Origin of the sequence: Leucobacter japonicus, from assembly GCF_001273855.1 — a bacterium.
Lineage (GTDB): Bacteria > Actinomycetota > Actinomycetes > Actinomycetales > Microbacteriaceae > Leucobacter > Leucobacter japonicus.
On sequence record NZ_JHBX01000111.1, the window covers coordinates 14,724 to 37,978 of the forward strand.

General features: G+C 68.0%; 25 protein-coding genes. 9 read left to right on the top strand and 16 right to left on the bottom strand.

All coding sequences use genetic code 11. The features are described from left to right. Positions 1-57: 57 nt before the first annotated feature. Positions 58-1,005, bottom strand: a complete 948-nt coding sequence (gene speB / locus AMS67_RS11985) for an agmatinase (protein WP_053353977.1) — start codon at positions 1,003-1,005, stop codon at positions 58-60. 123 nt (positions 1,006-1,128) lie between these two features. Between speB and AMS67_RS11990 the strand changes: the two genes are divergently transcribed. After that, entirely contained in the window at positions 1,129-1,710 is a 582-nt protein-coding gene (locus AMS67_RS11990) for a helix-turn-helix transcriptional regulator (RefSeq protein ID WP_053387608.1), read from the top strand. A gap of 19 nt (positions 1,711-1,729) precedes the next feature. Here AMS67_RS11990 and AMS67_RS11995 read toward each other — a convergent pair whose 3' ends face one another. From AMS67_RS11995 to AMS67_RS17390, 3 genes are read right to left on the bottom strand one after another with little or no spacing between them, the layout of a single operon-like run. After that, the gene (locus AMS67_RS11995; protein WP_053387609.1) at positions 1,730-2,875 is read right to left on the bottom strand and encodes a zinc-binding dehydrogenase; all 1,146 of its coding nucleotides are present in this window, start codon (positions 2,873-2,875) and stop codon (positions 1,730-1,732) included. Between the two features lie 4 nt (positions 2,876-2,879). Beyond that, positions 2,880-4,361, bottom strand: coding sequence for a purine-cytosine permease family protein (locus AMS67_RS12000; RefSeq protein ID WP_053387610.1), 1,482 nt, complete (start codon positions 4,359-4,361; stop codon positions 2,880-2,882). Beyond that, positions 4,358-4,528 (bottom strand): hypothetical protein, encoded by a 171-nt coding sequence (locus AMS67_RS17390; RefSeq protein ID WP_156316644.1) that lies wholly within the window; start codon positions 4,526-4,528, stop codon positions 4,358-4,360. The genes AMS67_RS12000 and AMS67_RS17390 overlap by 4 nt, the downstream gene beginning before the upstream one ends. A gap of 210 nt (positions 4,529-4,738) precedes the next feature. On the opposite strand from AMS67_RS17390, the gene AMS67_RS12005 reads away from it, so the two are divergent. Then, on the top strand, positions 4,739-5,782 hold the full coding sequence (locus AMS67_RS12005; RefSeq protein WP_053387611.1) for an Lrp/AsnC family transcriptional regulator: 1,044 nt from the start codon (positions 4,739-4,741) through the stop codon (positions 5,780-5,782). Here the strand turns inward: AMS67_RS12005 and AMS67_RS16930 are convergent. From AMS67_RS16930 to argF, 5 genes are read right to left on the bottom strand one after another with little or no spacing between them, the layout of a single operon-like run. After that, entirely contained in the window at positions 5,670-6,464 is a 795-nt protein-coding gene (locus AMS67_RS16930) for a nitrilase-related carbon-nitrogen hydrolase (protein ID WP_075201370.1), read from the bottom strand. The genes AMS67_RS12005 and AMS67_RS16930 overlap by 113 nt on opposite strands. 5 nt (positions 6,465-6,469) lie before the next feature. Further along, positions 6,470-7,786 carry a tyrosine--tRNA ligase gene (gene tyrS, locus AMS67_RS12010; RefSeq protein WP_370726593.1) on the bottom strand — a complete coding sequence of 439 codons (1,317 nt, stop codon included), beginning with the start codon at positions 7,784-7,786 and terminating at the stop codon, positions 6,470-6,472. Between the two features lie 39 nt (positions 7,787-7,825). Continuing rightward, positions 7,826-8,293 carry a hypothetical protein gene (locus AMS67_RS12015; RefSeq protein WP_156316645.1) on the bottom strand — a complete coding sequence of 156 codons (468 nt, stop codon included), beginning with the start codon at positions 8,291-8,293 and terminating at the stop codon, positions 7,826-7,828. 7 nt (positions 8,294-8,300) lie between these two features. Beyond that, on the bottom strand, positions 8,301-9,719 hold the full coding sequence (argH, locus tag AMS67_RS12020) for an argininosuccinate lyase (protein ID WP_053387614.1): 1,419 nt from the start codon (positions 9,717-9,719) through the stop codon (positions 8,301-8,303). Continuing rightward, positions 9,716-10,642 (bottom strand): ornithine carbamoyltransferase, encoded by a 927-nt coding sequence (gene argF, locus AMS67_RS12025; protein ID WP_053387615.1) that lies wholly within the window; start codon positions 10,640-10,642, stop codon positions 9,716-9,718. The genes argH and argF overlap by 4 nt, the downstream gene beginning before the upstream one ends. 137 nt (positions 10,643-10,779) lie before the next feature. On the opposite strand from argF, the gene AMS67_RS17395 reads away from it, so the two are divergent. The 4 genes from AMS67_RS17395 to AMS67_RS12040 all read left to right on the top strand — a co-directional run bounded on the left by AMS67_RS17395 (position 10,780) and on the right by AMS67_RS12040 (position 13,104). Beyond that, positions 10,780-10,932 (top strand): hypothetical protein, encoded by a 153-nt coding sequence (locus tag AMS67_RS17395; RefSeq protein ID WP_156316646.1) that lies wholly within the window; start codon positions 10,780-10,782, stop codon positions 10,930-10,932. Positions 10,933-10,949: 17 nt separating this feature from the next. After that, complete coding sequence (locus AMS67_RS12030) at positions 10,950-11,795, top strand: hypothetical protein (RefSeq protein ID WP_053387616.1); 846 nt, start codon at positions 10,950-10,952, stop codon at positions 11,793-11,795. Between the two features lie 60 nt (positions 11,796-11,855). Next, positions 11,856-12,278 carry a DUF6941 family protein gene (locus tag AMS67_RS12035; protein ID WP_053387617.1) on the top strand — a complete coding sequence of 141 codons (423 nt, stop codon included), beginning with the start codon at positions 11,856-11,858 and terminating at the stop codon, positions 12,276-12,278. Positions 12,279-12,339: 61 nt separating this feature from the next. Beyond that, positions 12,340-13,104 carry an HAD-IIB family hydrolase gene (locus AMS67_RS12040; RefSeq protein WP_053387618.1) on the top strand — a complete coding sequence of 255 codons (765 nt, stop codon included), beginning with the start codon at positions 12,340-12,342 and terminating at the stop codon, positions 13,102-13,104. Positions 13,105-13,205: 101 nt separating this feature from the next. Here AMS67_RS12040 and mqo read toward each other — a convergent pair whose 3' ends face one another. Further along, a complete protein-coding gene (mqo, locus tag AMS67_RS12045; RefSeq protein ID WP_053387624.1) occupies positions 13,206-14,729 on the bottom strand; it encodes a malate dehydrogenase (quinone) in 1,524 nt (507 codons plus the stop codon). Between the two features lie 31 nt (positions 14,730-14,760). After that, on the bottom strand, positions 14,761-16,083 hold the full coding sequence (gene radA / locus AMS67_RS12050) for a DNA repair protein RadA (protein ID WP_053387619.1): 1,323 nt from the start codon (positions 16,081-16,083) through the stop codon (positions 14,761-14,763). A 73-nt stretch (positions 16,084-16,156) separates the two neighbouring features. Here radA and AMS67_RS12055 point away from each other — a divergent pair, with 73 nt between their 5' ends. Beyond that, positions 16,157-17,965 (top strand): bifunctional 3'-5' exonuclease/DNA polymerase, encoded by a 1,809-nt coding sequence (locus AMS67_RS12055; RefSeq protein ID WP_053387625.1) that lies wholly within the window; start codon positions 16,157-16,159, stop codon positions 17,963-17,965. Here AMS67_RS12055 and AMS67_RS12060 read toward each other — a convergent pair. The 5 genes from AMS67_RS12060 to AMS67_RS17870 form a co-directional block, all read right to left on the bottom strand. Further along, positions 17,934-19,628 (bottom strand): MDR family MFS transporter, encoded by a 1,695-nt coding sequence (locus AMS67_RS12060; protein WP_053387620.1) that lies wholly within the window; start codon positions 19,626-19,628, stop codon positions 17,934-17,936. The genes AMS67_RS12055 and AMS67_RS12060 overlap by 32 nt on opposite strands. A 65-nt stretch (positions 19,629-19,693) precedes the next feature. Next, on the bottom strand, positions 19,694-20,344 hold the full coding sequence (locus tag AMS67_RS12065) for a TetR/AcrR family transcriptional regulator (protein ID WP_053387621.1): 651 nt from the start codon (positions 20,342-20,344) through the stop codon (positions 19,694-19,696). Positions 20,345-20,438: 94 nt separating this feature from the next. Then, positions 20,439-21,560 carry an HTTM domain-containing protein gene (locus AMS67_RS12070; RefSeq protein ID WP_075201371.1) on the bottom strand — a complete coding sequence of 374 codons (1,122 nt, stop codon included), beginning with the start codon at positions 21,558-21,560 and terminating at the stop codon, positions 20,439-20,441. Then, positions 21,557-22,450: a DUF5819 family protein gene (locus AMS67_RS12075; RefSeq protein WP_241488068.1), complete on the bottom strand. Its 894-nt coding sequence runs from the start codon at positions 22,448-22,450 to the stop codon at positions 21,557-21,559. The genes AMS67_RS12070 and AMS67_RS12075 overlap by 4 nt, the downstream gene beginning before the upstream one ends. 169 nt (positions 22,451-22,619) lie before the next feature. After that, positions 22,620-22,736, bottom strand: a complete 117-nt coding sequence (locus tag AMS67_RS17870) for an LAVTG motif-containing sortase-dependent surface protein (protein ID WP_206541764.1) — start codon at positions 22,734-22,736, stop codon at positions 22,620-22,622. Between the two features lie 7 nt (positions 22,737-22,743). On the opposite strand from AMS67_RS17870, the gene AMS67_RS17875 reads away from it, so the two are divergent. Both AMS67_RS17875 and AMS67_RS17880 read left to right on the top strand, forming a co-directional pair. Next, the gene (locus AMS67_RS17875; RefSeq protein WP_053387622.1) at positions 22,744-23,004 is read left to right on the top strand and encodes a hypothetical protein; all 261 of its coding nucleotides are present in this window, start codon (positions 22,744-22,746) and stop codon (positions 23,002-23,004) included. A 3-nt stretch (positions 23,005-23,007) separates the two neighbouring features. Beyond that, positions 23,008-23,255: hypothetical protein (locus AMS67_RS17880; RefSeq protein WP_206541765.1), on the top strand; the 248-nt coding region annotated here is incomplete at its 3' end.

A 23,255-nucleotide genomic window follows, 5' to 3' on the forward strand; every position in this document is an offset into this window, starting at 1 on the left:
TGCGGGGGTGAAACGGGAGCGGGGTGCGGATCCTGACGATCCGCACCCCGGGTGCACTCAGTCGCGGGCCGCCATGGCGCTCACGAGTTCGTACACGACGTGGCTCGCGGCCACGGCGGTGATCTGCGCGTGATCGTAGGCCGGGGCGACCTCGACGACATCGGCGCCGACGATGTGCAGATCGGCGAGACCGCGAATCAGGCGGAGCATTTCGCGGCTGGTGAGTCCGCCGGCCTCGGGGGTGCCGGTGCCCGGAGCGTGAGCCGGATCCAGCACATCGATATCGATCGAGATGTACAGCGGCTTGTCGCCCACGCGCTCGCGGATCTTCTCGAGGGCTGCGGGAATACCGTGCTCTTCGATGAACTCGCTCGTGACGATCTGGAAGCCGAGCTTCAGGTCGTCTTCGAGGTCGCTCTTGCCGTAGAGCGGGCCGCGGGTGCCGCCGTGCATCGACGCGGTCAGGTCGATGAGCCCCTCTTCGGAGGCGCGACGGAACGGGGTGCCGTGGGTGGTGGGGGCACCGAAGTAGGTGTCCCAGGTGTCGAGGTGCGCATCGAAGTGCAGCACGGCGACCGGGCCGTGCTTCTTGTTGATGGCGCGCAAGAGCGGCAGTGCGATGGTGTGGTCGCCGCCGATCGTGACGATCTTGTCGACCTTCTCGCCGAGCTCGGTCGCTGCGGCCTCGACCTGGTTCACGGCCTCGTCCAGGCTGAACGGGTTCGCGACGATGTCGCCGGCGTCGACGACCTGCTTCACATTGAAGGGCGAGACGTCTTGCGCCGGGTTGTACGGGCGCAGGAGACGCGAGGCCTCGCGCACGTGCGACGGGCCGAAGCGCGCACCGGGGCGGAAGCTCACGCCGGAGTCGAACGGGACGCCCACGACGGCGATGTCGGCGGCCGGAACATCCTCGATGCGCGGCAGCTTCGCGAAGGTGGCGATGCCGGCGTAGCGCGGCGTCTGGCTCGCGTCGACCGGGCCCTGAGGAGTGTGAGAAGTCACGATGCGTCTCATCCTTTCCAAGTTTCCTAAGAGTAAACAAGTGAGTTCTATCGGTGAACTCGCATTCACTCTAGACTGGTGCTCGCGTCGCGGTCAACGCGGCGAACGAAGAACGAGGACCGCATGCGACCGATTCACCCGACGGCAGCCGTTGATCCCATTCGCATCGGCGCGAAACTCCGCTCCTCGCGGCTCGCCCAGGGCCTCACACTCGAGCAGCTCGCGCAGGCGACCGGGCTCACCAAGGGCTTCATCAGCCGCATCGAACGCGACGACACCATGCCGAGCGTGCCCACACTCGTGCAGCTGTGCCAAGCACTCTCGCTGCCGATCGGCAACCTCTTCGAGGAGCCCGAGCTGCAGCTCATTCCCCTCGAGACCGCACCCGCCATCAACATGGGCGGCACCGGCGCCGACGAGCGACTCGTGACCCCGCGGTCGGAAGATCGCGTGCAGGTGCTGCGCTCGTCACTCGAGCCCGACGCCAGCGGCGGCGACCAGCTCTACACCGTGAACTGCAACCTCGAATCGCTGCACGTCGTGTCGGGCGAACTCGAGATCCAGTTCGCCGACCGGCAGATCGCGCTCCTCGCGGGCGACACCCTCACCTTCCCGGGCCGCACCCCGCACACCTGGCGCGCGGGCCCCTCGGGCGCCGAGGCCGTGTGGGTGCTCGTGCCGGCCGCGTGGAGCGGCTCGGCCTGAGCATCCGGCACCGCGGCGGTTAGGCGGCGGCCGAGGCCGCGGCGTCAGCCCCGGTGTCGAACACGATGACGCTGCGCGTGCGTTCACCCCGACGCATCGCGTCGAACGCCTCGTTGACCTCGTCGAGCCCGACGCGGGCGCTGATGAGCTCGTCGAGCGGCAGCGCCCCCGACAGGTACGCGCCCGCAACGCGCGGGAAGTCGCGCGCCGGCACGAGCCCGCCGTAGTTCGAGCCGATGATGGTCTTGCCCTCATAGGCGAGCAGCAGGCCGTCGATCTCGACCGTCTGCCCCTCGGGCGGGAGCCCGACGAACACCGCACGTCCACCCGGGCGAATCAGCCCGGGCAGCTGCTGCATCGTCTGCACGCGGCCGATGGCTTCGAACGCCACATCGGCTCCCCCATCGGTGAGCGTCGCGACCTGGTCCGCAAGGTCGGGCGCGCTGAGCACCGTGTGGGTCGCGCCGGCCCGCACCGCCTCTGCGAGCTTCGCCTCGGAGACGTCAACTGCGACGATCGGGTTCGCGCCGGCGAGGCGCAGCGCTGAGATGATCGAGAGGCCGACGCCGCCCGCACCGACGACTACGGCCGACTCCCCCGCAACCACGCGCGCATTGTTCGCGACCGCGCCGTAGCCCGTGCCCACCGAGCATCCGATGAGGCTGGCGACGTCGAAGGGCACGCGCTCGTCGATCTTGATGGCGGCGAACTCGGGCACCACGATCGACTCGGCCATCGCACCCGTCGCGAGGTACGGGTACGCCGTCGAGCCGTCGACGTCGCTCCACCGGGTCGTGCCGTCGGGCAGCAGCGAATCATTCGACTTCGCGCGGGTGCACGCCCACGGCTTGCCACCGGTGCACTCGCCGCAGCGCTGGCACGCCTGGTGCCACGCGATGACGACGTGGTCGCCGACCGTGAGACCGCGCACTCCGGCGCCCACGGCGTCGACGACACCGGCGGCCTCGTGCCCCATCACTGCGGGCAGCGGCACCTGCCACTCGCCGTCGAGCACGTGCCGATCCGATCCGCAGACGCCGGCCGCGCGCACGCTGACCCGCACCTCGCCGTGCTGCGGCGGGGCGAGCGTGAGCGTGTCGACGGTCAGCCGGTCGCCATCGTCGCCGCGGTAGACCGCTGCCCGTACCTCGATCGCCTCGGTCATCTGCTTACTTCCTTCCGGCGGCCGCGAACGGATCGACCTGCCCGTACGCACCGCGGCCGCGGCGCACGTAGAGCAGCCAGTTGAGCACCAGGTAGACGACGATCGCGATCACCACGGTCGGCACGGTCGCCGTCGCGTAGCGGAAGATCGGCTGCGTCTCGAGGGTGATCGGGTTGTACACCCACAGGTAGAACACCGACGCGATCACCACGGCTGCCATCGCTGCGAGGTTCACCCCGCCCGTGAAGCGCAGCGGATCGTGCGCACCACTGGCGTAGAGGGCGCGCAGCGGCACGTTCTGTCGACGCAGAATGAGGTAGTCGGCGATGATGACCCCGCAGATCGCCGCGATGAACGCACCTGAGATCACGACGAAGGTCATGAACTGGCCGTACATGAAGCTCGGGAACAGGGCGAGCACCGCCGGGAAGAACAGGAACACCGCGCACAGTGCCGGCCAGCGGAGTCGCGCGAGCAGCTGCCCGCTCGATTGTTTGATTGCGAGGACGGTCGAGTAGGCGATCGACGCCATGCTCGTCACGTTCGCGAACCCGACGAAGAGCAGCGTGAGCACGCCGAGCACCGGCCCACCGAGCGGCACCATCCACGCCGTGGGATCCGCCGCTCCAAGCATCAGCGCCGCGGCCATGCCGACGACCTGGGCCACCGCGGTGCCGAAGAAAATCCCGGCGTAGGCGGGCCACAGCGCCGCCTTCGGCCCGCGGGTCAGGCGTGCGAGTGTGCCCATCACGGGCCACCACGAGAGACCGGCACCGAGGTTGAACTCCACGGCCATTGAGAAGTTGAGGGTCTGATCCTCGAAGGGGGCCAGCGGCTCGGCGGCGAAGAGATCGCTCCAGGAGTGCTGCGACATGAGCAGCACCATCATGAGCGCCACGATGATGAGCAGCCCCGGGGCAACGAAGCGATTCAGCTTGCTGATCGCGACTGGCCCGCGGGAGAGCAGGAACCAGCCGCCGAGGATCGCCGCCAGCGCGAACACCGTGACGATGGGGCCCTCGACGTTGAACTCCGTGCCGAACGCCTGGTTCGAGATCTCCGTGAATGCGCGGCCGAACATGATGCCGAGCAGCGAGCTCCAACCCATCTCGGTGACGAGCACGACGGTGAAGACGACGATCGCGACGCCCACCGCCCCGAACACCGACTTCAACGCGCGGTATTGCTCGACGCCGAGTCGCTGGCTGAGCAGCACGCTTCCCAGCACCATGATCGCGAGGCCCAGCGTGTTGCCGAGCAGCATCGCGGCGATGCCGTCGCCGAAGCCGACGAGTAGCACGGTGGATCCGCCGGTGAGAAACGCCCAGGTCGCAATGGCGAGGCTGAGCGTCACCCAGCTGAAGTCGGCGGCGCGCCACGTGCGCTCCTGCTTCGTCAGCGGCAGTGAGCCGTAGGTCGCTTCCTCCGCAACCGCCGCTTCGACGCGAACGGCCTGCGTTTCAGTCAGCTCGTCTCGGGCGCTCACAATGCACCCGCCAGCCACGAACCGACCGCGATCACGGCGACGACGCCGAGAAACAGCGCCAGGCTCGCAGAGCCCAGCTTCGCGTGGACGGGGTCGGTCGCTTCGACCGTTTCGACTTCGGTGAGACGTCGCTCGAGCTCTTCGGCGAGCCGCGCTTCTGTACTCATGGGACAGACCTCCTTGTGTATCCGTGCAGATCCCGGTCTCGCCGCAGCGAGAACGGAGCCAGCCTAGGCGAGTCATGAGCATTTCGTTCGCCAGAGTTCGCGGCTTCTGCGCTTCCGCTCACCCCAGCGCCCGAATTCGCACGACTCACGCCCTTGAGTCCGATTCAGATGCATAATTGCACGAGAACAATCCGCTGATTTGGGAGTCGCATGGAGCACGGAACCGAGACGGCCGAGCTGCGTCGACGCGTGCTCCGCGGCCTGCGTGAAAACGGTCGCGCCAGCTACTCGCGCATCGCCGCGGAGCTCGGGGTCACACGACGGCAGGTGACCCAGATCGTGCAGCACGCGATCTCCCGTGGGGAGCTGCGTCTTTCGGTTTCGATCAGCCCAGATCTGCTCGGCCTCGAGCGCTTCGCCTACCTGCAGCTCTCTGTGACGGGCCCGATCGCCCCGGTGCGATCGGCGCTCGCAGCCATGCCCGAATCAACGTTCGTCGCCGACATCAGCGGACGTTACTCCATCGATGTGGAGGTGCGCGTCGGCACCGATCCGCACCTGCGCGACACCGTCGACCGAGTGCGCGAGCTCCCCGGTGTGCATGAAGTGCGCACGCACCTGTACGAGAGCATCGAGGTCAATCGCTACTCTCCGCTGCGCACCGGGCGCACCGCATTCGTGATCGACGACGCCGATCGCGCCATCGTGCAGCATCTGCAGCGCGATGGGCGCGCCTCGTTCCGGGAACTCGGGGCAGCAGCCGGGATCTCGCCGAGCGGAGCGCGCCTCCGATTCGAGCGTCTGGCCCGCAACGGCGCGGTCAAGGTCGTCGGTATCCCGGTTCGTGGAGCACTCGCGTCGGCCGATGGCTCGAGCGATCGGGTCGAGACCCCATCATTGGGCGTCGGCGTGCAGATCCGCGGCAAACTCGCCGACGCACTCGCGAGCGTGCGCGCGCTCGACCCCGAATTCGTCGCCGTGACCGTGGGCGACTACGACCTCATTGCGACGCTTTCGGCAGACAGTTACGAGGAGCTGCTTGATCTCGCCGATCAGTTGCGCACGCTTCCCGAGGTCGCTCGCATCGAAACCTGGGCCAACCTGCGCATCGTGAAAGAGCAGTACGGCGAGAGCGATCGGCTCAGCGCCAGCCCGCGTACACTTCGGGCCGCCGATCGTGCAGGTACTGCGCACCGGCGCCCGGCAATGGACGCGCAGGATCCGCCCCCACGGGGTCGGGAATCTCAGCGATAAGCAGTTCGGGACCGGCCCCCGCGGCCGCCAGCACTGTGCCCTCGATGCCGGCAACCGTGCTCAACCCCGCGAAGATGCCGCCCGCATGGTCGGCGTACGCGACAACGATGCGGTTCTCGGCAGCTCGCGCGCGCACGAGGAGTTCGGGGACGTAGGCGGAATCGCCATCGATGGCCGTCGGCACGAGCAGCAGATCGGCTCCCGCCGACGCGAGATAGCGCGCGGGTTCAGGAAATTCGATGTCGTAGCAGATCTGGAAGGCAACCCGGCGACCGTTCCACTCGACAACGCGAGGGGCCTCGGTCGAGGCGGTGAACGCGAGGCGCTCATCGTCGCCCCAGAGATGCACTTTCTCGTACTGCAGCACGTCGTCGCCCTCGGCACTCCAGAGCCCCGCGGCAATCGCGAAACTGCCGTCTGCTCTGGCCGATGGGAACCCCGCAGCGACAGCGATGCCGCTCTCGCGAGCTATTCGAGCGATCGCTGCCGGAAACCCGGCGACGCGCTCCGGAGTCAGCCAGCCGGCAAGTTCCACCGGAGCGTATCCCGTCACGAAGAGCTCAGGCGTGAGCAGCAGCTCGGCGCCCGCTTCGCGCGCCCGTCGCGCGGCGTCGTGCACCGCCGCCAGATTCACCTCGGGTTCGAGCGCAGACGCCGCAGCCTGCAGGATCGCGATACGCATACCGGCTACCCCGCAATCACGCCTGCGAGCGTCTTCTTGCCACGCCGCAGCACCGCAACCGCGCCGTGCAGCAAATCGCCCGACTCGAGCAGCCGATCTTCGGCCTCGACCGCAACATTGTTCACGTAGACGCCGCCCTGCGCGATCGCGCGGCGAGCCTCGCCCAGGCTTTTCACGAGCTCGGTATCGACAAGCAGCTGAGCGATCGCGGTACCGACGACCGCCGGAGTCTGCGCCAGCTCAGACACCGCACCGCGCAACGACGACTCGTCGAGCGCGGTCAAGTCGCCACGGCCGAAGAGCGCCTCGGACGCATCGATCGCGCCCTGCGTCGCGGCCGCACCGTGCACGAGGGTGGTGACCTCTACGGCCAGACGCTTCTGCGCGGCACGCTTGAACGGCTCCTCGGCGACCTGGCGCGCGTAGTCCTCGATCTCTGCCCGCGACAAGAAGGTGAAGACCTTGAGGCGATCCACCACGTCGGCGTCAGCCTGGTTGAGCCAGAACTGGTAGAACGTGTACGGCGAGCACATCTCGGGGTTCAGCCAGATGGCGTTGCCCTCACTCTTGCCGAACTTCGTGCCGTCGGCGTTGGTGATCAGCGGGGTGCCGATCGCGTGCGCAGAGGCGCCCTCGGCCTTGCGAATCAATTCGGTACCGCTCGTCAGGTTGCCCCACTGATCGCTGCCGCCCGACTGCAACTTGCAGCCGTACTGGCGGTAGAGCTCCAGGAAGTCGAGGCCCTGCAAGATCTGGTAGCTGAACTCGGTGTAGCTGATGCCTTCATCCGAGTTCAGTCGCTTCGCGACGATGTCTTTCTTGACCATCGTGCCGACGCGGAAGTACTTGCCGATCTCGCGCAAGAAATCGATCGCCGAGAGCGGCGCCGTCCAGTCGAGGTTGTTCACGAGACGGGCGGCGTTGTCACCCTCGAAGCTCAGGTACCGCGACACCTGCTGGCCGAGCGAGTCGACCCACTCGGCAACGGTCTCGCGCGAGTTAAGCACCCGCTCCGCAGTCGGGCGCGGGTCGCCGATGAGGCCCGTGGAGCCGCCGACAAGACCGAGCGGCAGATGCCCGCGCAGCTGCAGACGACGCATGAGCAGCAACTGCACCAGGTGCCCCAGGTGCAAGCTCGACGCGGTCGGATCGAAGCCGCAGTAATACGCGAACGGCTCGCCCTCGATCAGCTCCGACAACGCCTCGGCGTCGGTCGAAACGTGGATCAACCCGCGCCACTCCAGCTCGGCCCACAAAGTGGCGAAGCTGTCGTCATTGCGCTGGGCGGCCAGGATCTCGGTGCGATCGTTCAGTTCAGACACGCCTGACATCGTACCGCTTCCGCGCTGGCGCGCGGGGCCTCACGGCAGGGTCGGGGGCTCCTGCTCACCTTCCGAGTCGCTGCGCCGGCTCCGCAGCGCGCGCACCGCGCTGCGGAGCGCGGCGACGGCGATTGAGACCGCACCGCCCCAGATGAGCAGACCGAGCAACCCCAGCGATCCCGAGCGACGACCACTGCCGAGCACCTCACCCCAGCCGGTTCCCGTCGCGTGCAGCACAAACGGGCCGACCGACATGACCGCGGCGCCAACGAGGAGCACCACCCAGCCGACCGGCCCCGGAGCACGTTTGCCGCGCGCATCGGCCGGGCCGAAGGCGAAGGTTGCCAGGCCCATGATCGCGAACCCCGCGCTCATGGCGGCGAACCCCCAGCCGGTCGGATCGTCGTTCGAGACCGCGAGCGCAGCCGTGACGACCGCGACGAACCCGAAGAACGCGGTTGCGAGGCCCAGCACGACCCGGGGGTTGCGCGGGGCTCTCGTACGCATCGGAGACTCAGCCCCGGAACTCCGCGATGCGCTCGGCGAGTCGCGCCAGTTGCTCGTCGACGCGCACGCGTGCGGTGCCGCCTGCCCCGACGCGCGAGTTCACGGAGCCCTCGATCGTGAGCACCTCGCGCACCGCAGGCGTCAGATGCTCGGAGACCGAAGCCAGCTCGGCGTCGCTCGGCTCGTGCAGTTCGATGCCGCGCTCCTCGCAGTACCGCACGAGTTCGCCCGAAATCTCGTGGGCGTCGCGGAAGATGACGCCCTGCTTCACGAGCCACTCGGCGACGTCGGTCGCGAGCGAGAACCCCTGCGGGGCGAGCTCGGCCATGCGCTCGGTGTTGAACGTGGCCGTCGCCACCATGCCGGTGAACGCCGGCAGCAGCACCTCGAGCTGGGCGATGGAGTCGAAGACCGGTTCTTTGTCTTCTTGCAGATCGCGGTTGTACGCGAGCGGCAGGCCCTTGAGTGTGGCGAGCAACCCGGTCAGGTTGCCGATGAGTCGGCCCGACTTGCCGCGAGCGAGCTCGGCGATGTCGGGGTTCTTCTTCTGCGGCATGATGCTCGACCCGGTCGAGTACCCGTCATGCAGACGGATGAAGCCGAACTCCTTCGTGTTCCAGAGGATGATCTCTTCAGACAGACGCGACAGGTCGATGCCGATCTGCGCCGCGATGAACGCGAACTCGGCCACCACGTCGCGGGCGGCGGTGCCGTCGATGGAGTTCTCGAGGGGCTCGCCGAGGCCGAGCTCCTGCGCCACGAGTCGCGGGTCGAGGCCCAACGAAGACCCTGCGAGCGCTCCGCCGCCGTAGGGCGAGAAGCTGGCGCGCGCGGCCCAGTCGCGCAGACGCTCAAGATCGCGCACGATCGGCCACGCGTGCGCAGCGATCTGGTGCGCGAGCAGCACGGGCTGCGCGTGCTGCAAGTGCGTGCGGCCGGGCAGGATCGCCTCGGGGTGCGCCGCGGCCTGGTCCGCGATGGCATCGAGCAGGTCAAGCAGCATGCCGCGAATCACCGCGGCGTGGTCGAGCAGATACAGGCGCACGAGCGTCGCGATCTGGTCGTTGCGGCTGCGGCCCGCACGGAGCTTGCCACCGAGCTGCACGCCGGTGATCTCGATGAGTAGGCGCTCGAGCGCCGAGTGCACATCTTCATCATCGTCGGCGGGTTGGGCCCGGCCATCGGCGACGCGCGCCGCGAGTTCGTCGAGCGCGGCATGCATCTCGCGGAGCTCGTCGGCGGTCAGATACCCCGCTGCGGCGAGCGCCGTGGCGTGCGCCTGCGACCCGCGGATGTCGTAGGGCGCAAGAATCCAGTCGAACTGCGTCGACTTCGAGAGTGCAGCCAGCGCCGGGGCCGGGCCACTCGCGAACCGACCGCCCCAGAGGGCTCCGCTTTCGCCGGCACGGTTGGTGGTCTCGGTCATTTGCTCTCCTTCAGCAACCAGGCCATCAAGGCCTTCTGCGCGTGCACGCGGTTTTCGGCTTCGTCCCAGACCACGCTCTGCGGGCCATCGATCACCTCGGGGGCGACCTCGTACTCGCGGTAGGCGGGCAGGCAGTGCAGGAAGACGGCATTGTCGTTCGCGAGTGCCATCAGTTCAGGGGTGACGCGGTACGCACCGAACGTCGCGACGCGCTCCGCCTTCTCGTCTTCGTGCCCCATCGACACCCAGGTGTCGGTGATGACGGCGTCGGCTCCGGCCACCGCTTCGGCGGGATCGGTGAGAATTGTGACGCTGCCGCCCGTCTGGGCCGCAATGCGCTCGGCATCGGCGACGATGTCTGCGCGAGGGTGATAGCCCTCGGGCCCGGCAATGCGAATATGCATACCCGCGGTCGCGAAGCCGAGCAGGTACGAGTGCCCCATGTTGTTCGCGGCATCTCCGACATATGTGGCGGTGAGACCGGCGAGCTCTCCGCGCTGCTCCCGTATCGTCTGCAGATCGGCGAGAATCTGGCACGGGTGGAAATCGTCGGAGAGCGAGTTGATGACGGGCACGGTCGCGTGCGCGGCCATCTCTTCGAGCCCGGCGTGGGCGAAAGTGCGCCACACGATCATCGACACCATGCGCGACAGCACCTTCGAGGTGTCGGCCACCGTCTCTTTGACCCCGAGCTGCGCCTCACCGGGGTTCACAATGATCGGCGCACCGCCGAGCTCAGAGATACCCGCGGCAAAGCTGAAGCGCGTGCGCGTCGACGTCTTGTCGAAGAACACGGCCACCGACTGCGGCCCCTCGAGCGGTCGCTCCGAGAACGGCTCTCGCTTCAGTCGAGCGGCGAGGTTGAGCACCTCGAGCTGCTCGGCCGGGCTGAGATCATCGTCGCGGAGAAAATGTCGGGTCACCCGCACCAGTCTAGACGCGGCAGAGGCGGCGGTTCGACCGCCTGAGTCGCGTGCGATCAGACGCGCGGTTGCACCGATCGCCGCACTGCTGTCAGGCTTGCAGCACCGTCCGTTCGACTGCCACTCCAGGGAGCCACATGTCTACGAAGATCTTCGACACGATCGCCATCCTCTTCTGCATCGTCTTCGTCGGCACCGCCGTCGCGATGCTCGCCCTGGTCGCCGTCACCGCGATCACCGGTCAATCACCGATCGATTTCAGCGGTCACTCGTCGCTCAGCGTCGAATAGCAGCACCGCGCACGCGCATGGACGCACCTCTGCAGTCGTTCGACCTCCTGGCGCAGCCGGGCGGGCTTGAGGCGTTCGCGCGCGCCAACGGATTCGCCTACGCTGCCACCGCCGCACCGCCTGCTCTCGGCGACGGCCTCTGGGAACAGGCGACGAGCGGCGTGGTTCGGGATCGCATCAGCGGTACCGACTGGGAGCTCGGGCGCATCACCGGCGGGAGTCGATCCGCCACCTCGGTCGAGCAGCGCGGTGGGTTCACCGTCACGAAGACCGTGTCGGTGTCGACGCCCGAGCGCAGCCGCAATATCGGCTACTTCGCGATGACGCTGCCACGTCGCCTGCCGCAGATGGTGCTCGATGCCCGGAGCAATGATCGGGGCCCGTTCTCAAGCTTGATGCACCGACCGAGCGAACATCAGGCGCTGTCGCTCGAGGGCGACTTCGACCGGTACTTCCGACTGTATGCTCCGGCCGGCTATGAGCGAGACGCACTCTTCGTCTTCACGCCCGATGTCATGGCACTGCTCATCGACGAGACCGGCGACCTCGACGTCGAGATTCGCGACAACCGCCTGTTCGTCTACGCACCCCAGGGGTTCGACCTCAATGACGCGCGGGTGTGGCAACGGCTCGCCCGCATCCGCGCGGTACTCGCAGCCCAGGTGAGCCGCCAAACCGCGCGCTACGTCGATGAGCAGCTTCCGGGCCTCGCGTTCGACGCCGATACCGTCGGGGCCGATGGCCGCCGTCTCAAACGCCGCCTGCCGATGTGGGTCTGGCTCGCGATCGGCATCCCCGTCGGGGTGCTGGCCATTCTCGGCACCGTCGCCGCGATCGTGGTCACCGCGGTGCTGCCGCGCTGAGGCCACCGCCACCCAGAGTTCTCGATCACCCCATCGCAGTACCGACCTCAAGGAGTTCTCATGCGAGTCGCAGCAGCCTTCCTCGCCGACGCGGCCAACGTGCGCGAGGGCACGCTCGGGGTGCTCTCCGGGTTCATCAACACAATCAATCGCGACGAGTATCCGGCGAACCTCGGAGCCACCCTCGTCGTCGTCGTGGAGTACGACGAGAACGAGGCGCGGCGCGGCGACCCCGAACGCACCTTCCGCGCCCGGTGCGAGCCCACCGTCGGCGGCGGCGAGATCTTCAACCTCGAGGGCACCTTCAGCCTGGGTGGCGGCAATGACAGCTTCGGGTACATCCCGATGGTGTTCCCGCTCAACGACGCCCAGGTACCCTCGCCCGGGAGCTATCGCATCGTGTTCGAGGGCAGCGGCTTGGAGCGAGTCGACGTGCGTTTCTACGCCAATGCCACCACGTTGCCGTCGTTCGACGACGAGTAGCGCCGCTGGTGTCGCGCAGACGCTGCGGCGCTGCGCGACGGCATATGGAAGAATCTCCCGTGTGAATCCCCTCCCCCGTCTCATCGCTTTCGACCTCGACGACACCCTCGCGCCCTCCAAATCGGCGCTTGACCCTCGCATGCTCGCGGTCTTCACCCGGCTACTCGAACGCACCACGGTCGCGGTGATCTCGGGGGGCAACTTCGAGCAGTTCGAGGCCCAACTCGTATCGCAACTCGACGCGGCCGGCGACATCGACGAGGCGACACTGGAACGTCTGCACCTGCTGCCGACCTGCGGCACCCGGTACGAACGGCGTGAAGGCGGCGCCTGGGTGACGGTGTATCGCGAGCAGCTCACTCCGGCGGAGCGCGACGGCGCACTGCTCGCCCTGCGCGAGGAGGCCGAGCGATTGGGGCTCTGGGAGGCGGAGCCCTGGGGCGACATCCTGGAGGACCGCGGATCGCAGGTGACCTTCTCCGCACTGGGCCAGCGCGCGCCGGTCGACGCGAAGCACGCGTGGGACCCCGACGGGTCGAAGAAGAATACGCTGCGCGCCGCGGTCGCTGCGCGACTGCCTGAACTCGAGGTGCGCAGCGGCGGATCGACATCGGTCGACATCACGCGGCGCGGCATCGATAAGGCGTACGGCATGCGCAAGCTCGTGGAGCACACGGGTATCGCGCTCGACGAGATGCTGTTCGTCGGCGACCGCCTCGACCCCGACGGCAATGACTACCCGGTGCTCGCACTCGGGGTGCGCTGCCACGCGGTGCGCGGGTGGGAGGACACTGCGGCGTACCTTGAGGAGCTGCTGGCGAAGTAATCGCTGGGACGACACGAGAACGGGGCCGGATCGCGCACTCCCCAGTGGGAAGCGGGATCCGGCCCCGTTCTCGTGTGAGCGCCGCGCGGGCGCCGGACGGGCTACGCCTCGATGGAAGCCGCGGGAGCTTCAGCCGCCTCGGCGGCGGGGCGCAGACCAAGCACCTCTGCAGTGTGCGCAAGCGATGCTGCGGCGAGCTCGGCGTCGCCGTTGATACCGCCGGTCGCGAGGGCGGGCACGTGCTTCGTGAACTGCGCCTCCCAGGAGTTCGCGAACTGCTCGGGGAAGCACTTGCGCAGCACACCGAGCATCGCGAACACGGCGGTGGAGGCGCCGGGCGAGGCTCCGAGCAGACCCGAGATCGTGCCCTCGCCGCCGGTGATGACCTCGGTACCGAACTGCAGGATGCCACCCTTCTTCGGGTCATTCTTCATGACCTGAACGCGCTGACCCGCCTCAATCATCTCCCAGTCTTCAGTGCGCGCGGTGGGCATGTACTCGCGCAGAGTCTGCATCTGCTGCTCACGGCTCGCGAGGAGTTCGCCGAGCAGGTACTTTTCGAGGGAGAATTCGGTGAGGCCGACCTTGATCATGGGGCCGAGGTTGTGCGCACGGATAGAGCCGGGCAGGTCCCACCAGGAGCCCTTCTTGAGGAAGTTCGGGCTGAAGCCCGCATACGGCCCGAAGAGCAGGCTTTCTTGGCCATCGACCACGCGGGTATCGAGGTGCGGCACCGACATGGGCGGTGCACCGACCGCGGCCTTGCCGTAGACCTTCGCCTTGTGCGCGCGGACGATCTCGGGGTTGCTGGTCTTCAAGAACTTGCCGCTGATCGGGAAGCCGCCGAAGCCCTTGATCTCGGGGATGCCCGACGACTGCAGCAGTGAGAGCGCGCCACCGCCTGCGCCGACGAAGACGAACTTCGCATTGACGACGGTGGTGGAGTACCCCGAGCGGTTGCGCACAAAGACGTCCCAGGTGCCGTCGGCACGACGACGCAGCTTGCGCACCTGCGCGCCGAGGTGCAGCTTGGCGCCCTCACCGACGAGGTGGTCGACGAGCTGACGGGTAACCGAACCGAAATCGACATCGGTGCCGCTCTCCGAGCGGGTGGCGGCGAAGACCTCGTCTTTCGCGCGACGATCGACGAGCAGGGGCGCCCATTCGGCGATCTGCTCGGGATCTTCACTGAACTGCATGTCCGAGAACAACGGCTCAGTGCGCAGCAGCTCCCAGCGACGACGCAAGTACTCGACGTTCTCGGCGCCGCGCACGAACGTCATGTGCGGGGTGGCGTTGATGAACGTGGAGGGTTCGCCCAGCACGCCCTGTTCGACAAGCGCCGACCACCACTGTCGCGAGAGCTGGAACTGCTCGTTGATATCGATGGCCTTGGCCGACGACAGGCTGCCGTCGGCACCCTCGGGCATGTAGTTCAGCTCGCAGAGTGCGGCGTGCCCGGTGCCCGCATTGTTCCAGGCGTTGCTGCTCTCCGTCGCGACCTCGGTGCGGGATTCGAAGATCTCGATGGACCAATCGGGCTGGACCTGCTTGATGAGGGTACCCAGCGTGGCGCTCATTACGCCGCCACCGATGAGGACGACGTCTACCGTGTTGTTGCTCACGGTCTGCAAGTCTAGCCCCGCTCGCAGAGCACTAGAACCCTGCGTCTCGCTTGGCACGGTCCAGAGTCTGAGCGCCCGCATCGACAATCCGTACGTAGCCTAGGCGCGCGGCCTCAGTGGCCCGCTGCGGCCCCGCAACAACTGGCCGAATCTCACCGGCCAGACTGATTTCGCCAAAGGCTGCCAGGTCGTGCGGCAGCGGTTGATCGGCGATGGCCGACAGCACGGCCAGGGCGATCGCCAGGTCGGCCGCGGGCTCCGACAGTTTCACCCCGCCGACCGTCGATACATACACGTCTTGGTCGTGCACTCGGGCGCCGAATCGACGCTCGAGCACGGCCAGAATCATGGCGACGCGCGACGGGTCGACGCCGCTCGTCACGCGTCGCGGGTTGGGGGTCGCGCTCTTGGCCACGAGCGCCTGCACCTCGACGGGCAGCGCACGGCGCCCCTCCATCGCCACTGTGGCGCAGGTGCCGCTGACGGGCGCGCTCGTTCGACTCAGGAACAGGCCGCTCGGGTCGGGCACCTCTGAGATGCCGCGATCTGTCATCTCGAAGCACCCGACCTCGTCGGTCGGCCCGAATCGGTTTTTCAAGGTGCGCAGAAAACGCAGCGACGTCTGACGGTCGCCCTCAAAATGGCACACCACGTCGACCAGGTGTTCGAGGAGCCGCGGGCCGGCGACCGAACCGTCTTTGGTGACGTGACCCACCAGGATCACCGGGGTGCCGCGCCCCTTCGCCGCCCGAATCAGTGCCGCAGCGACCTCTCGCACCTGGGCCGGCCCGCCGGCCCCGCCGTCGACCTGGTCACTCGCCAGCGTCTGCACCGAGTCGACGATGACCAGCTCGGGATCGACCGACTCGATGTGCCCGAGCACCGTCGCGAGATCGGTCTCACTGGCGAGGTAGAGCGTGTCGTGCAAGGCCCCGGTGCGCTCGGCCCGCATGCGGATCTGGCCGGTCGACTCTTCTCCGCTCGCATACAGCACCCGCGCTCCCGTCGACGCGGCCCGCGCCGCTGCGTCGAGCAGCAGCGTCGATTTGCCCACGCCCGGCTCACCCGAGAACAAGATCGCCGCCCCCGGCACGACCCCGCCGCCGAGCACCCGGTCGAGCTCCCCGATGCCCGTCTGATGGTGACGCACCGCGTCGCCCGAGAGCTCGGTGATGGGTCGGGCCTCGTGACCGGCGGCGGGCGCGACCGCCTTCGTGGTGCGCGCCAGGGAGGCACCGGCGCGGGCCGGCTCTGCAACCGTGCCCCACTGCTGGCATTCGCCGCAGCGACCGACCCATTTCGCCGTCTGCCACCCGCACTCGGTGCAGACATACGTGCCGCTTGATTTTGCCATGCTGCGAGCCTACTGGCGGCCTCCGACATCGGTGAGCGCGGGCGATGTCGGCGTGCGGCGCTACGGTGAGAGCGTGCCCGATTCCCCCGAACAACGCCCTCGACGGGCAGCCTCCGCGACACCGCCGCGATGGTGCGTCGTCGGTCGGGCGCGCGACGGCTGGGAGATCACCGCGGTGAGCGCCGACGGCGCCCCTGCCGCCACGACGCGAGTCGACGAGGCTGCGCTTGCGGCGACGGTCGCAGAAGTCGAGGCCGACCACGCGCCCCGCTGGGTCTGGTTCGATACGGCGCACGTGTATACGGCGCTGCTCGCCGCGGGCGTGCGCGTGGGGCGGTGCCACGATCTCAGACTGGTGCACCAAATCCTGCGGCACGCCGCATCGGTCGGCGCGGCAACTGCGAATTCCCGAGCGGCGGCTCGAGAACTCCGGGGCGCAGAGGCCTGGAACGTGCCGCCCGAGGCCCTCCCCGCGCCCCTCGCGGAGACCCCCGAGGCTCCGACGCTCTTCGACGTCGCGGTGCCGGTCGCGAGGGCGCCGCGTGGGGTACCGCAGTCGATCGAGGCAGCCCTCACCGAGTTCGCCCGGCAGCGCGCCGCGCTCGCCGAGAGCACCGCGGGTGCCGGTCTCGCGCGCCTCATCGCCGCCGAATCGGCCGGCGCACTGGTCGCCGCCGAACTGACTGCGGCGGGGTTGCCCTGGGACGTCGCCGAACACGATCGCATCTTGAGCGCAGCGCTCGGCCCCCGACCGTTACCGGGCAGCAAACCCGCACGCATGCTGCAGGTCGGCGAGGAGGTGCGTCAGGCACTCGGCGCTCCAGATGCTCCGCTCGACTCACCGCCCCGGCTCCTCAAAGTGCTCCGCGCAGCCGGCATCGAAGTCGACTCGACGTCGCGCTGGGAGCTCGCCGAGCACGAGCACCCCGCGATCGCTCCCCTGCTCGCCTACAAGAAACTCGCCCGGCTGCTGACGGCGAACGGATGGGTCTGGCTCGACGAATGGGTGAACGACGGGCGCTATCGACCGATCTACATTCCGGGCGGTGTGGTCACCGGCAGGTGGGCGTCGAGCGGCGGCGGCGCCCTGCAGATCCCCCGCCAGCTGCGCCCGGCGATACGCGCGGACCCGGGCTGGGTGCTGGTCTCCGCCGACGTCGCACAGCTTGAACCGCGTGTGCTCGCCGCAATGGCCGGCGACCGCGCGATGGCCTCCGCGGGCGCCGGGAAAGACCTCTACGCCGGCATCGTCGAGAGCGGTGCCGTCGCGACACGCGAAGAGGCCAAGTATGCCGTGCTTGGCGCCATGTACGGCGCCACTACTGGCGAGAGCGGGCGGCTCGTGCCGAGGCTGCGCCGGGCCTACCCCGCCGCGATGCGACTCGTCGACGATGCCGCCGCCCGCGGCGAGGCCGGCGGCACGGTCTCGACCTGGCTCGGCCGCAGCTCGCATGCCCCGGGCGACGACTGGAACGCCGTGCAGTCGGCCGCGAGTCTGCCCGGGGCGACCCCGCGCGACGAGTCGTTGGCGCGGCGTCTCGCGCGAGAACGCGGCAGATTCACCCGCAACTTCGTGGTGCAGGGAACCGCCGCCGAGTGGGCGCTGTGCTGGCTCGCCGAACTGCGCGCGCGACTCGCCACGTTCGAGGCGGTGCCCCTCGCCCAGGCGGCTCGTGCCTCGGGGCCGGTGTTCTCACGACGAGCGCACCTCGCATTCTTCCTCCACGACGAAGTGATCGTGCACGCCCCCGCCGACCAGGCAGACCTGGTCTCTGCAGCCATCACGGAGTCGGCCCACGCGGCGGGCCGACTCCTGTTCGGCGAGACCCCGGTCGAGTTTCCCCTCGATCTCAGGGCGTCTGAGCGGGCGTCGAAGCACTAGCCTCAGCGGGCGGCTGCGGCCCGGCGCCGGGCGATCCTGCACCGACGCGCGGCGCCGTGCCGCGCTGCTCGGCTTCGAGCCGCTCGGCCTCGTCGCCCGAGATCGCCTCGCCGCGGGCGACGAGACCCGCCTGATCGGAGAGCGGGATCTGCTTGAGCACGAGCGACAGGATCAATGCCACAGCGATGAACGGAATCAAGTACCAGAACACCGGTGCGAGCGCGTCGGCGTAGGCGGTGACGATTCCGCTGCGCACGTCTTCAGGCAGCGCATTCAGTGTCGCCGGGTCGATCGTGGAGGTCGCGGTCGCCGCGTCGGCGGCACTCGCGCCGGCCTTCGTGAACACGTCGGTGAGGTTCTCGGCGAGGCGCGTTGTGAAGATCGTGCCGAACACGGCGGTGCCGAGCGAGGCGCCCACCTCGCGGAAGTAGTTGTTGGTGCTCGTCGCGGTGCCGATCTGTGCGGCCGGCACCGCGTTCTGCACGACGAGCACGACCACCTGCATGATGAGGCCGAGGCCGGCGCCGAAGAAGAACAGGTAGACGCAGATGAGCCAGATCGGTGTCGTGGCGGCGAGCGTCGTCATCGCGGTCATCGCGATACCGGTAACGATCGTGCCGATGATCGGGTAGATCTTGTACGAGCCCGTCTTCGAGATGGCGATGCCCGACGCGATCGAGGTGCCCATGAGCCCGACCATCATTGGAATCATCAGCAGCCCCGATGCGGCCGCCGACGTGCCCGACGACATCTGCAGGAAGGTCGGCACGAACCCGATCGCGGCGAACATGCCGACGCCGAGCACGAGCCCGATCGCGGTCGCGTTGACGAAGATCGGGTTGCGGAAGAGTCCGAGCGGAATGATCGGATCCTTCGCACGAGCTTCGGTGAAGATGAAGGCCGCGGCCGAGACGACGAGACCTGCGCCCCACGCCCATGTGGCCGGCGAGCTCCATCCATAGGCTTTGTCGCCGCCGAAGTCGGTGAAGAAGATGAGGCAGGTGGTCGCGATCGAGAGGAAGATGACGCCGAAGATGTCGATGGGCATCGTCGCCTTCTTCGTCGGAAGTTTGAGCGCCACGAGACCGATGATGAACGCCGCGATGCCCACCGGGATGTTGATGTAGAACGCCCACTGCCAGGTCAGATGGTCGACGAAGTAGCCGCCGAGCAGCGGCCCGGCAACCGCCGAGAGTCCGAAGACGGCGCCCAGCGGGCCCATGTACTTGCCGCGTTCATTGGCGGGCACGATGTCGGCGATGATGGCCTGCGAAAGGATCATCAGTCCGCCGCCGCCGAGACCCTGCATGGCGCGGAACACGACGAAGCCCCAGAAGTCGGTCGCGAACGCGCAGCCGACCGATGCGAGCGTGAACAGCGCGATCGCGAGCAGGAACAGCCATCGCCGCCCGAGCACATCGCCGAACTTGCCGTAGATCGGCATCACGATCGTCGTGGCGAGCAGATATGCCGTGGTGATCCACACCTGGTGCTCGACGCCGCCGAGCTCGCCGACGATGGTCGGCATCGCGGTGGAGACGATGGTCTGGTCGAGGCTGGAGAGCAGCATGCCGGCGATGAGGGCGCCGAAGATGATCCAGATTCGGCGCTGCGTCAGCAGGAATGGGGCGGGAGGTGCGGTGGGTGCGGTGGGTGCGGTCATGGTTCCACTTCCGGGAAGAGCGGGTGAGGGGTCGTCTGGTGCGGCCCGCAATCGGGCCGGGTGCGTCAGCGCAGCAGCGAGCGGGCGACCTCGACGCGCTCGCGCAGCATCCGCGTGTAGGTGTCGATGCCGATCTTGCCGTGCTCGGGGAGGTGCTCATGCGCCGTGAAGTATTCTTCGGCGACGATGCGGTTCATGGCGCCCAGAAGATGCACCAGCGTCGAGGCTCGCGGGTCACCCGCGTCGAGCCCTTCGCGCTGCTCGATCAGGCCGATATCGATGAGCTCGCTCTCGCGCAGGTGCTCCAGCACTCGGCGGTGCAGTCGCGGCTCGCGGTCGAGCGCCGCGAACAGGGCTTTAGCGTCATCCATCGTGAGGTCGAGGTGTTCCCATCGCGCACGGAAGAGCTCGATGAGGTCGTCGACCACCGAGGTTGTCAGCCCGGATGCCCCGCGCGGCGCGTCAACGGCCCCGGCGATGAACTGCCTGCGCAGGCGCGCGTCGTCGCGCTCGACGGGCACGCCGAGCACGGCGTCTTCTTTCGAGGCGAAGTAGTTGAAGAACGTGCGCCGCGAGACCCCTGCGGCTTCGCACAGCTCCTCGACGGTGAATCCGCCGATGCCCCGGTCGGCCGTCCAGAGCCGCGCGTGCGAGGTAAGGGCGCGGGCGGTCAGCAGGCGGCGCTGCTCGCGCGGGCTTTTTGCACTATCGGTCATAGAATGGATTTTTGCACTCTCATGCTGAAAGTGCACTGAAAAGGGCGCAGGATCCACTGGCCCGTGGATCCTGCGCCCTCATGAGGCGTTTGCGTCAGCGCGCCGAAACAGCGCCCGCTGCGACCTCGGGAGCGACTTCAGTGCCGGTGCCGACCGGCTCCTCACCGCTCGCAGGGCGACCCATGTGCGCCTTCCACCGCCGCGACACCGAGGTGCTGAGCCGCTCCCAGCTGCGGTCGCGAATGAAGATCGAGTCGATCGCGATCATCGTGAGCGAGAACCACGGCAGGCCCATGAGCACACCGATCATGACGTGGAAGCTCAGGATGCCGAAGAGGGCGAACAGCCGCGTCGGCCGCGAGAGCAGCATCAGCAAGAAGGTGATCTGGAGCACAATCGACCCCCACGTGCCGATCGCGACCGCCGGCCCCCACGCCGTGATGAGGTCGCTCAGAATCGGCCACGTACCGAACCGCATGGTGTGCAGCGGGTTGTACACCGCATACCCCTCAGCCCACGGCGAACCCTGCGCCTTGTACAGGCCGCCAGAGGCGTAGACGAACGCCACCTGAGCGGTGAGCGCGACGAGCGCGAGGTTGTGCAGCACCGTACCGAGATGGTTGCCCGAGGTGCCGACGGGGAACCACTCCCCCTTCGCCCGGCGACGCGCATCGAGCGACCATCGAGCCGCCGGATCCGCGAAGAACATGAGCACGAGCGCGATGCGGAACATGTTGTCGCCCTGGTCGCCCACCATGTCATTCATCTCGATGAACCCGACCCACAGCACGAAGAACACGGGCAGCACAATGCGGAAGCGCCACCCGAGCACAAACAGCACGGCCAGGGCCATGAGCAACAGGTACAGCAGGGTGAACGCGACATCGTTGCCGGCAACCGCGTGGAACGCGCTGAAGATCCAGATCTTCGGGAAGTCGCTCACCGGTTCGGCGAGTTCACCATTCCATGCCGACCCCGAACCGAACGTGTAAAGCCGCGTCGCGAAGTTGGTCGCGAGCAGTCCGAACGCCGTCAGGCCGAACACGATGCGGGTGACCGCCAAGCCGTAGAGCGACTTCTTCCCGGTGAAGAGCCAGCGCTCGACGAAATCGATGGCGCGCCCGATCGTGCCGGTCGCCGCTGACCACGCCGCAGCGATCAGGCTCCCGATGAACGCCCCGAACTGACCGACCGGGGTCGTAGGCTGCTCGCTCATTCTGAGATCCTCTCGAACTGGCGGCGGAAGACATCGGCGAAGTTGCCGGAATTCTGGCCCTCCTCGACGACGAGTGCGCGCCACCCCGGCAGCACCACCGTTGGCTCAGGGCGCTGCGCCTGCGGGTTGTGACGCTCGGCGAACGGAATGATGTTCTGGCGGCTCACGCGATACTGCACTTCGACGACCTCATCGCCCCAGACGGCCTCCGCAACCTGGGTCGCGTACGCGGTCGAGCGGTGCTCCTGATGCAAGAACTCTTCGACGTTCTGGGCGTTCTTATCGGCCTGCGTCGTATCGGTGGCATTCTTCGCGTCGTTCTCGAGCGCGGCGCGCAGTCCGACCTCCCACTCCGCCGCGGTGAAGTCACCCGCGGCGATGGTGCGCTGCGTGTCGGTCAACGCGTCGTACGCCTTCTTGAAGTTCGAGGCGACCTCGGTCGACTGAATGCCGGCCCGGGGTGGCGTCAGGTTGTACCGGATCATCGAGAGCTCGACATCGGTCGCGCTCACCCATCCGGTTTCCGAGCGCGACCCGGCGTCGTCCTCGAGCACCGCGCGCACGTTGAAGTGGAAGTCCCCGTTCACCGGTTCGGGGGCGAAGACGCTCCATGACTGGCCGAACATCGGCAGCATGTACGAACTCAGCGCGTTCCCGGGAACGATCTCGCGCGCGTTCGCCGAGAACGGCGCGATCCAGAGGAACGAGGCGAGGATGTGCCACCCGGCGAACAGCACCGCGACGAACGCGACGAGACGCACCCACAGCTTGGGGCTTGCCTGCCGCGGCGCGGGCGCCTGTGGGCCGGCGCGATCCGCCCCCGCGTTCGGGGCACCCGACGACGAATCGTCATGCCCGTTCGATTTCGATGGGGACGCTGTTGATGTCACACCTGCTCCTGTCTCCATGAGGGAGTTGTTGTGAATGTAGCAGTTGGGCGAACACTCAGGGAGGTAGCGCGTCGGCGCGGTGCGCCACGAATGGTTACCGGCAAAGCTCCACGCGAAAACAGGTGTGCGGCCGGGATCGCTCCCGGCCGCACAACCTCCCCCTTACCCCTTAGTCGCGACGCAGCGCGTGGCGCCGTCGCATCGCGAGTGTGAGACCCGCCCCGGCGAGCAGCAGGACGATGCCTGCCGCGCCGAGCCCGATCAGACTCTCACCACCCGTATTCACCAGGTGCTTGGCACCGCCCGACGCGTTGCCCGAGGCGTTCGCCGAAGCGGTTGCCTGGGCCGCCGACGTCGCTGCGGCCGTGGCTGTGGCGTTCGACGCCGCCGAGCCGCGTGCGTTCGAGGCCGAGGCCGCGCTCGCATCCGCGCTCGCCGTTGCCGCAGCCGCAGCCGCCGCGTTGGTGTTCGCCGATGCGTCTGCCGACGCCGTCGCGGTCGCCGCTGCCGAAGCCGCTGCGTTCGCGCTGACATCCGCCGCAGCGGAGGCCTGACTGGTGCTGTCGGCATTCGCCGCAGCCTGCGCCGCAGCCGTCGCGTCCGCGGTCGCCGCGGCGGAAGCCGAGGCCGATGCGTTCGCGTTGACGTCCGCAGTCGCATCCGCTGTGGCGTCGACCGTGTTCGGGTTCGCACCCGCGCTGGCGCTGGCACTGGCATCCGTCGAGGACGTGGCCTCGGCTGCCGACTCGGCTGCCGCGTCGGATGCGGCGGTCGCGTCAGGATCCGCTGCGGCCGAAGCCGCCGC